This is a genomic window from Paraburkholderia sp. BCC1886 (genome assembly GCF_900996245.1).
GTDB lineage: Bacteria > Pseudomonadota > Gammaproteobacteria > Burkholderiales > Burkholderiaceae > Paraburkholderia.
The window spans coordinates 1-221 of record NZ_CAAJGK010000032.1 but is presented as its reverse complement, the minus strand read 5'-3'; the positions used below and the strand labels follow the sequence as shown (position 1 = coordinate 221).

1 protein-coding gene is annotated in these 221 nt (G+C 68.3%); it reads left to right on the top strand.

The features are described 5' to 3' along the window. Positions 1–221 (top strand): AIDA repeat-containing protein (locus FQ746_RS02770; protein WP_144107330.1); only part of this gene is annotated, 221 nt, incomplete at both ends.

The window sequence follows — 221 nt, the reverse complement described above, 5'->3', positions numbered from 1 at the left end:
GGCACGCTGCAGGTGGATGCAGGCGGCACGGCCGATCTGGTCGCGATGAGCGCGAATGCCGCGCTCATCACCAATACTTCGGCGCTCATCACCAATGCGACGAACCGCCTCGGCAGCTTCACGGTGAGCGGCAATGTCGCGTCGAACGTGGTCGCGGAAGACGGCGGCCAACTGACGGTGCTGACCGGCGGCACCGCCAGCGCGACCACCGTCGGCAGCGC